The following is an 8265-nucleotide window of genomic DNA, read 5'->3' as shown; positions in this document are numbered from 1 at the left end:
TGGATTTTAATATCTTTCACGATTGGTTTTATTATGGACCTATATATCAGCAATGACCTGAAAGACGTAGAGAAGGCGGTAAACGAATTCTGCGAAAAAGAGTTCGACCAGGAATACCTCCAGAGGCTTGAGGATGAGCACAGATATCCGAGAGAGCTCTATGAGAAGATCGGAGAGCTTGGCTTTATAGGTGTGGGTTTCTCCGAGGACATCGGTGGTTCAGGGTACGGAGCGCTGGGCCATGTGGTTGCCGTCACGGAGATGTGCAGAAGACTGCCCGGTATGGGGATGGCCCTGAGCCTTGGATACATACCAGGCTTTGTTGTTGATATTTACGGAACCAGGGAACAGAGAGAGAAATATATCCGCCCGATGATAGAAGGAAGATACATTTCTGCAATAAGCGTTACAGAGCCGGACAGCGGCAGTGATGTCGGAAGCCTGAAGACGGGAATGGAGGATAAAGAAGATCATTTTATAGTGAACGGTTCGAAAGTATTCACGACAAATGCAGGGTATGCAGATTTCTACACACTGCTTGCAAAGGATGAAAACGGTCTGACCGCGATGCTTTTTGACAAAGAACTGATCGACAAGAACGGTTCCAGGTGCTTTGAGATAAACGACCTTGGCAGGAAGATGGGCATCAACACGACGACATCGGGAGAGCTTGTTTTCAGTGATTTTTACATACCAAAAGACTATGTAATCGGCCAACGCGGCAAAGGCAAAAGGATCGTGCTTGATGGATTTGAGCTCGGCAGGATGGTGATAGCGGCACAGGCATTCGGCAGTATGCTCTACGGCTATGAAAAGGCAGCAGATTACGCAAAGAAAAGAAAACAGTTCGGCAGGCCCATAATAAAATTCCAGTCAATCGAGCACGACCTCGTGGATATGTACGTAGAAACCGAAAAATGCCGGAATCTTCTTTACAAGGCAGCCTGGCTCTACGACAGGAAAGACCCGGAATCGAAAAAATACTCATCGATGGTAAAATTGGCGATACCGGAGAGCGCGATAAAGATATTGAACAGGTGTATAGATATCCTCGGCGGCTACGGCTATATGCGCGACCAGGGGCTTGAGGGGGCTCTCAGGGATGTAAGAATCACATCGATATACGAGGGAACCGGCAACATACAGAAAAACGCCATTGCGAAGATGCTCTACTGAAACAACCGATAAGGGACAAGGGCATAAAAAGCATCGGTGAATTATTTCTGTCATTTGAATACAATTTCTTCTCACTTTTCATGCAATCTACTTACAGGTCAGGCCGGAAGGATTTTTGTGAACGCAATTTTTGAGCACTGATTGGGTAGGCTGCCCGAAATACTAAGGGATCAGAATTAGCAGGGACCGGCAGAATTTTTGTTTGAGAAATTGTACAGGACGGTTTATATATAACTATGCTGGGTACTTTCATAAACGTTGGGACCGTCATACTCGGGAGTCTTATCGGTCTTGCCATCCACGCGAGACTTCCGGAAAGATTGATCAGGATTGCCTTCCAGGGTATCGGTTTATTCACGGTTTTTCTTGGATTTACCATGGCAGCGAAAACAAGCAATTTCCTCGTGATGATATTCAGCATCGTTCCGGGTTCTATCATTGGAGAACTGATTGGTATCGAAAAACATATGGATAGGCTGGCCGGACACATAAAGCAGAAGATAGGGTCAAAAAATAAGAGCTTCTCAGAAGGGTTCGTCACTGCCTTTCTCTTGTTCTGCATGGGTTCTATGACCATTCTCGGCGCTATTGAAGAAGGACTTGGAGGGAGGCCGGATCTCCTCATTGCGAAATCAGTCCTCGATGGATTCAGTTCGCTTGCTCTGGCAGCGTCGCTGGGCGTCGGCGTCATCTTTTCCGTGCTGCCGCTATTGGTCTACCAGGGAGGGATAACGTTGTTTGCCTCATCGCTTCAGCAATTCTTCACGAACGCACTGATAAACGAACTGAGCGCTGTAGGGGGGTTACTCCTTATCGGTCTGGGCATCAACATATTGGAGATAAAAAGGTTGAGCATACTCAATATGCTGCCCAGTCTCGTCATCGCAGTCATTCTGGCCTACTTTTTTCTGTAATTCCCGTGTGGGAAATAGAAAGCCGGTCGCTTTTCAGTAAGGTCGCAGGATAGGGAGGATAGAAAGGGAGCTGGCAAATTCTGATAAAGATCGTAAGGCGGAAGGGGTAAGGGGGGAAAGAACACCTCACGCCTCACGCCTAACGCCTAACGGGCTTACTGATATCCACACCCACGGCATCGGCGGATACGATACGAGAGGTGCGACACCGGAAGCAATCCTGAAGATTGCCATGATTCATGGTGCGCACGGTGTTTCGGCAATCCTCCCTACCATATATCCGGCGACCATCGAAGAGATGCGCGCCGATATGGCAGCGGTGAAGCAGGCGATGGAAAAACAGGGTTCGGAGTTCGGAGTTCAGAGTTCGGAGTTAAGGCATTTTAAACTTGAAACTCGCAACTTGAAACTCGCAACTATTCCTGGTGTTCATCTCGAGGGTCCTTTTCTGAATCCGGCCCGATGCGGGGCGCTTAATAAGGTATCGTTTCTTGAGCCTGCGGTGAGGAATTTCAGAAAGCTCATCGATGGTTTCGGGGATATTGTCAGGATCATCACCGTTGCCCCTGAGCTGAAAGGGGCAACGAGGCTCATCAAGACCATAGCAGATATGGGAATCATCGTAAGCATGGGTCATTCAGATGCAACCTATGCAGAGGCCGAGGCTGGTTATAAGGCAGGCGCAAAGGGCATAACTCATATCTTTAATGCCATGCGTGGCATCCACCACAGGGAGCCAGGGATCGCCGGATTCGGGTTGCTGAATAAAGAGGTCTATATCGAGGTCATTGCCGACCCGTTTCATCTTGGTCTGAAGACGATTGAATTGATCTTTCAAGTAAAAGACCCGAAGAGGATACTCATAGTTTCAGACACTGTGAAAGACACAAAGACCACATTAACGCGCAACGGTGTCAGGAACAAAAAAGGCATGCTCCTCGGCGGCTCAATGACCACCCCCGAATCCGCCAGGATGCTCATCGGCATGGGATTTGGGGAAAAGGTTGTGATGGACTGCATCAGTAAAAACCCGGCAAGATATCTTAATTTACTTAACCCCAAGCATCAAATCCTAATTTCGAAATCCTAAACAATATCAAAATTTAAAGCGCTGACGTTCAAAACGTGTTGTCGTTACGAGGAGTTCCATCCCTTATCGTCATCGCGAGGAGCGAAGCGACGCGGCGATCTACAGGGTATAACCAATTGAATGAGATTGCCACGCTCCGCTCGCAATGACGGCATGAAAGAGAATCGGCATTCTTAAGGGCAAAACAATTTGAATTTGTTTGGGATTTAGATATTAGGATTTAGGATTTGCCATGAGCTATCAGCCATGAGCCATGAGCCATGAACTGCACGCTGATTTGCATTGACTATCAGTATGTTTTCGATTAAACTATATGCTTCTATGTTCGAGAAATTACAGGAGAGATTAGAGACAACCTTCAAAAAACTGAGGGGTTACGGCAAGCTTACCGAGGACAACATCAAGGAGACGCTGAGAGAGGTAAGGATTGCGCTTCTCGAGGCGGATGTCAACTTCAGGGTAGCCAAAGACTTCCTCGAAAAGGTCAAACAAAAGGCCCTGGGTGAAGAGGTCTTAATGAGTATCACGCCCGGGCAGCAGTTCATCAAGATCGTTCATGACGAATTGTGTGAACTGCTCGGCACGACAAACAAACCCCTCGACGTATCAGGATCACCGCCTGTGTCTGTAATGCTCGTGGGACTTCAGGGATCAGGGAAGACAACCACGGCAGGGAAACTTGCCCTTGTTCTCAGAAAGAAGGGCAGAAAACCGCTCCTCGTGCCGTCAGACATTTACCGGCCGGCTGCAATTGAACAGTTGACGAAGGTGGGAAAGCAGTTGAACATCGAGACATTCGCAGTGCCGCAGATAAAGGACCCTCTCACGATATGCAAAGAAGCAAAGGCATATGCGATGAAGAACGGCTTCGATACGATGATCGTCGATACCGCCGGCAGGCTGCATATCAACGACGAGATGGTCAACGAGCTTGTAGACCAGAAAAGGTTTTTAAACCCCAGGGAGACCCTCCTCGTTCTCGATGCCATGACAGGGCAGGATGCGGTAAGCATCGCCGGAACATTTGATACAAAGCTTGGCGTCGACGGGATCATACTGACCAAACTGGACGGTGACACAAGAGGCGGTGCAGCAATCTCTATCAAGGCCGTTACGGGAAAACCGATAAAGTTTATCGGGATCGGTGAAAAGTTTGACGCCCTTGAGGCGTTTTATCCTGAAAGGATGGCATCCCGCATCCTCGGGATGGGAGACGTTATCTCCCTTGTTGAGAAGGCGCAGGAGATATTCGATGAGAAGCAGGCCAGCGATCTGGAGAAAAAGCTGAGAAGAGATGAATTCACGCTGGAAGATTTTAAGGAACAGATAAAACAGATGAAAAAGCTTGGATCCATCGAGTCGATAGTGACGATGTTTCCGGGTTTTAACAAGATCAAGGGTATGATAAACTTCTCTGAGGCGGAAAAGGACATCAAAAGGATCGAGGCGATCATCAATTCGATGACATTGAAAGAGAGGGCATATCCAAATGTCATAGACGGAAACAGGAGGATCAGGATATCCAGGGGAAGCGGCACAAGTGTCCATGATGTCAACGATCTCCTGAAACGTTATATGGAAACACGCAAGATGATGAAAAAGCTTACAAAGGGAGGCATGAAAGGCCTTCAAAGACAACTATTCATGAGGTAAGGAGGTGGAAATTGGCTGTTAAATTCAGATTGTCCAGGTTCGGATCGAAGAAAAAACCGTTTTACAGAATCGTTGTAGCAGATGAAAGGTCTCCGAGAGATGGTAGGTTTATTGATAAGGTAGGATTTTACGATCCCTTAAAAGATCCTGTAGAGGTACAGCTTGACAGGGAGAAGATAAAATCATGGTACCAAAAGGGGGCAAAACCCACGAAGACAGTTGAAAATCTGTTTAAAAGAGAAGGGGTTTTGAAGGAGCTAATACAATAACTTACGGAGGTGGGGTGTGTTGAAAGAGTTAATAGAGTATATTGCTAAGGCGTTGGTTGACAATCCAGACCAGGTAAAAGTTTCTGAGATAGAAGGTGAAAAGACATCTGTCATCGAGTTGAACGTTGCCAAAGACGACCTGGGAAAAGTGATCGGCAAACAGGGCAGAACGGCGAGGGCAATGAGAACCATCTTGAGCGCTACTTCAACAAAAGTAAAAAAGAGAGCGGTGCTCGAAATTATAGAGTAAATAGAGTAATGAGATGGATCCCTGTCGGCATGGTGCTGTCAGCGCACGGTATTAGAGGGGAAGTAAGATTTCATTATTACAATGAGGCAAAGGAAGAGTTTCTCCGGTATGCCTCGCTCTATGCTGAAAAAGATGATACGATCATAGAGATAAAGCCGGCAAGTGTCAGGTCTCATAAAAATCACTTTTTAATAAGGTTTAAAGGTCTGGGGAATCCGGAGGAGGTCTCCTTTCTCGTCAAAAAAGAATTGTTTGTGCGAGAGGGAGACCTCCCTCAGTTGAATGACGACGAGTATTATGAATATCAGCTTATTGGACTAAGGGTTTTGAATTCTGCGGGCGAAGAGATCGGGAAGGTCGACAGTATGTTGCATACACAGGCAAACGATACGCTGGTTGTTTCAGGAAAACAGGACATTATGGTGCCGATGATCGAAGGGTACATCATCGAGGTCGACCTTGAACGTTCTTTTATAAAAGTACGGGAAGACCTGCTCGTTCCATGATCTTCACGATCCTGACACTTTTCCCTAATATCTTTCATTCTCCTTTGCAGGAGAGCATAATCAAAAAGGCCTTTGATAAGGGGTTGATAAACTTCAATATCATCGATATCCGGGATTTTGCAGGGGATGTTCATAAGACCTGTGATGACAAACCATACGGCGGCGGACCGGGGATGGTCATGAAGATCGAGCCGATTTACCGTGCCATGGAGTTTGTTGAAAAGACATTCGGAAGACCGAGGTATGTGCTTTTAACCCCCCAGGGACGACCCTTTGACCAGGCCACCGCAGAAAGATATGGAAGACTTGCACACGTATGCCTTGTCTGCGGCAGATATGAGGGGGTTGACGAACGGGTAATAGACTGCGTCGATGAAGAGGTCTCAATCGGTGATTATGTGCTCTCCGGCGGTGAGATACCGGCCCTGGTATTGATCGATGCGATATCGAGGAACATACCCGGTGTTGTCGGGAACGAAGGATCTGTCGCTGATGAGAGCTTTAGAGAACCACTTCTTGAATATCCCCAGTATACGAGACCGGAGACATTTATGGATATGGAGGTGCCGCCGGTGCTCCTTTCCGGGAACCACGAGCAGATCAGGCGATGGCGGCGAAAAGAGGCGATCAGAAAGACGTTTCTGAAAAGACCTGATCTTATCAACCGGTTTACCCCGACAGAAGAGGATGGGAAATTCATCAAAGAGATTATGGAGGAGATCCCTGAGTAGTGTAAATATTGCAGTGGTCCACTATCCGGTCTATGATAAACACGGCGAAATTATCGCTACGAGCATAACAAACCTGGAGATTCATGATATTGCGAGAAGCTGCATGACTTTTGGTATTGACCTGTGCTATATTGTTACACCTTTGACAAAGCAAAGGGATATTATGGGAAAGCTCATACACCACTGGACAGAAGGATACGGCGCCCAATATAACCCGGTAAGAGGCGAGGCCTTGCAGCGCGTAAGGATCAAGGGTACTGTTCATGAAATGATTGAAGATGCGGGGATGAGAGGGAAACCCCTCGTGGTAGGAACGTCCTCCAGAGAGAGAAAAGAAAAATCGATAACATACCGGGAGCTCCACGAGTTTATACAGGAGGGAAAGGACCCCTCCCTTATACTATTTGGAACAGGCTGGGGTTTATCCGGTGAAGTAGTGGACATGTGCGATAAGATGCTTGTACCTGTTCAGGGAAGCGGTGATTACAACCACCTGTCGTTAAGGGTCGCGATGGGTATAATTCTTGATAGAATTTTTGGCCGGAGAGGAGGATACGATGAATGAGATGGTGGATATAATTGAAAAAGAGCATATGAGGCTTGATTTACCGGAGATTAGCGTTGGCGACAACGTTAAGGTATATACGAGGATCTTTGAAGGGGACAAAGAGAGGATCCAGGTATTTGAAGGTCTTATTATCCGGAAAAGAGGCGGGAACACAAGGGCCACCTTTACGGTAAGGAAGGTCTCTTACGGTGTCGGCATTGAAAAGACATTCCCCAAGCACTCGCCGCTCATCGATAAGATTGAGATAACCAGCAAGAGTAAGGTCAGAAGGTCAAAGCTGTACTACCTGAGAAACCTGAGAGGCAAGGCAGCAAAACTCAAAGAAAAAAGGGATTAATGCATTGCCTGCTTAAAGGCCTTGTGGGGGGAATAGACGAGGCCGGCAGGGGGCCTCTTGCCGGGCCTGTTGTCTCTTCATGCGTTATCTGGAAGGAATTGCCCGAAAATAAGTGTGGTGTTGCTGATTCAAAACTCTTAACGGAAAAGAAAAGGGAAGCCCTTTTTTCCTGGATCACAGATCATGCCTACAGGATAGGAATCGGAATAGCGACCAATGAAGAGATCGACGCACTGAATATCCTCAACGCAAGCCTTCTCTCCATGGAGAGGGCGGTCCACTATACCGGCATGACGCCGGACCTTCTTCTCGTGGACGGGAATCACAAAGTAAAGAACTTTCCTGACAGCAAGCCCGTTGTAAAAGGTGACAGGAAATGTTTTTACATTGCCTGCGCCTCGATAATCGCCAAGGTTGTCCGTGATAGGATCATGGACATGTACCATTCACTCTATCCGGTGTTTAATTTCAAACAGAATAAAGGCTATCCGACAAAAGACCATAAGATGTTCATCCTGAACCACGGAATTTCACCGATCCACAGAAAAACTTTTAAGGGGGTTAAAGAGAACCTTGCCCGGTGACAGCAAGAAAGAAGAAGGAAGGAAAGGTGAGGAGAGGGCGCTGGTCGCCCTTAAAAAGGATGGGTACAAGATTATAGAGAAGAATTACAGAAACCCTCTCGGCGAGATAGATATTATTGCGGAAGAGGACGGATACCTTGTGTTCGTGGAGGTAAAGAAGCGGAACACCCCGAAGTTTGGCAGCCCC

12 protein-coding genes are annotated in these 8265 nt (G+C 47.2%); all 12 read left to right on the top strand.

Annotation, left to right across the window (positions count from 1 at the left end; all coding sequences use genetic code 11):
- Nucleotides 1–1176 (top strand): acyl-CoA/acyl-ACP dehydrogenase (locus PHU49_11545; protein MDD5244638.1); only part of this gene is annotated, 1176 nt, incomplete at its 5' end.
- Nucleotides 1177–1412: 236 nt separating this feature from the next.
- Nucleotides 1413–2090: a DUF554 domain-containing protein gene (locus PHU49_11540; protein MDD5244637.1), complete on the top strand. Its 678-nt coding sequence runs from the start codon at nt 1413–1415 to the stop codon at nt 2088–2090.
- 232 nt (nt 2091–2322) lie between these two features.
- On the top strand, nt 2323–3180 hold the full coding sequence (locus tag PHU49_11535) for a hypothetical protein (GenBank protein MDD5244636.1): 858 nt from the start codon (nt 2323–2325) through the stop codon (nt 3178–3180).
- Between the two features lie 321 nt (nt 3181–3501).
- Nucleotides 3502–4833: a signal recognition particle protein gene (ffh, locus tag PHU49_11530; GenBank protein ID MDD5244635.1), complete on the top strand. Its 1332-nt coding sequence runs from the start codon at nt 3502–3504 to the stop codon at nt 4831–4833.
- 11 nt (nt 4834–4844) lie between these two features.
- On the top strand, nt 4845–5102 hold the full coding sequence (gene rpsP, locus PHU49_11525) for a 30S ribosomal protein S16 (protein ID MDD5244634.1): 258 nt from the start codon (nt 4845–4847) through the stop codon (nt 5100–5102).
- A 16-nt stretch (nt 5103–5118) separates the two neighbouring features.
- Nucleotides 5119–5352 carry a KH domain-containing protein gene (locus PHU49_11520; GenBank protein ID MDD5244633.1) on the top strand — a complete coding sequence of 78 codons (234 nt, stop codon included), beginning with the start codon at nt 5119–5121 and terminating at the stop codon, nt 5350–5352.
- Nucleotides 5353–5360: 8 nt separating this feature from the next.
- Nucleotides 5361–5858, top strand: coding sequence for a ribosome maturation factor RimM (gene rimM, locus PHU49_11515; GenBank protein MDD5244632.1), 498 nt, complete (start codon nt 5361–5363; stop codon nt 5856–5858).
- The gene (trmD, locus tag PHU49_11510) at nt 5855–6589 is read left to right on the top strand and encodes a tRNA (guanosine(37)-N1)-methyltransferase TrmD (GenBank protein ID MDD5244631.1); all 735 of its coding nucleotides are present in this window, start codon (nt 5855–5857) and stop codon (nt 6587–6589) included. The genes rimM and trmD overlap by 4 nt, the downstream gene beginning before the upstream one ends.
- On the top strand, nt 6546–7154 hold the full coding sequence (locus tag PHU49_11505) for an RNA methyltransferase (protein ID MDD5244630.1): 609 nt from the start codon (nt 6546–6548) through the stop codon (nt 7152–7154). The genes trmD and PHU49_11505 overlap by 44 nt, the downstream gene beginning before the upstream one ends.
- Nucleotides 7147–7494: a 50S ribosomal protein L19 gene (gene rplS / locus PHU49_11500; GenBank protein MDD5244629.1), complete on the top strand. Its 348-nt coding sequence runs from the start codon at nt 7147–7149 to the stop codon at nt 7492–7494. The genes PHU49_11505 and rplS overlap by 8 nt, the downstream gene beginning before the upstream one ends.
- Nucleotides 7494–8078 carry a ribonuclease HII gene (locus tag PHU49_11495; protein ID MDD5244628.1) on the top strand — a complete coding sequence of 195 codons (585 nt, stop codon included), beginning with the start codon at nt 7494–7496 and terminating at the stop codon, nt 8076–8078. The genes rplS and PHU49_11495 overlap by 1 nt, the downstream gene beginning before the upstream one ends.
- On the top strand, nt 8068–8265 hold a 198-nt coding region (locus PHU49_11490; GenBank protein MDD5244627.1), incomplete at its 3' end, for a YraN family protein. The genes PHU49_11495 and PHU49_11490, both read left to right, overlap by 11 nt.

This window comes from Syntrophorhabdaceae bacterium, assembly GCA_028713955.1.
Classification (GTDB): Bacteria; Desulfobacterota; Syntrophorhabdia; order Syntrophorhabdales; family Syntrophorhabdaceae; genus UBA5609.
The sequence above is the reverse complement of the archived record's forward strand: the minus strand, read 5'-3'. Positions and strand labels throughout refer to the sequence as shown.

Excerpts from the sequence above, each read along its gene's own strand:
- rplS (MDD5244629.1), top strand. The coding sequence starts at position 7,147 with ATGAATGAGATGGTGGATATAATTGAAAAAGAGCATATGAGGCTTGAT.
- ffh (MDD5244635.1), top strand. The coding sequence starts at position 3,502 with ATGTTCGAGAAATTACAGGAGAGATTAGAGACAACCTTCAAAAAACTG.
- PHU49_11540 (MDD5244637.1), top strand. The coding sequence starts at position 1,413 with ATGCTGGGTACTTTCATAAACGTTGGGACCGTCATACTCGGGAGTCTT.
- trmD (MDD5244631.1), top strand. The coding sequence starts at position 5,855 with ATGATCTTCACGATCCTGACACTTTTCCCTAATATCTTTCATTCTCCT.
- PHU49_11505 (MDD5244630.1), top strand. The coding sequence starts at position 6,546 with ATGGGAAATTCATCAAAGAGATTATGGAGGAGATCCCTGAGTAGTGTA.
- PHU49_11495 (MDD5244628.1), top strand. The coding sequence starts at position 7,494 with ATGCATTGCCTGCTTAAAGGCCTTGTGGGGGGAATAGACGAGGCCGGC.
- rimM (MDD5244632.1), top strand. The coding sequence starts at position 5,361 with ATGAGATGGATCCCTGTCGGCATGGTGCTGTCAGCGCACGGTATTAGA.
- PHU49_11535 (MDD5244636.1), top strand. The coding sequence starts at position 2,323 with ATGATTCATGGTGCGCACGGTGTTTCGGCAATCCTCCCTACCATATAT.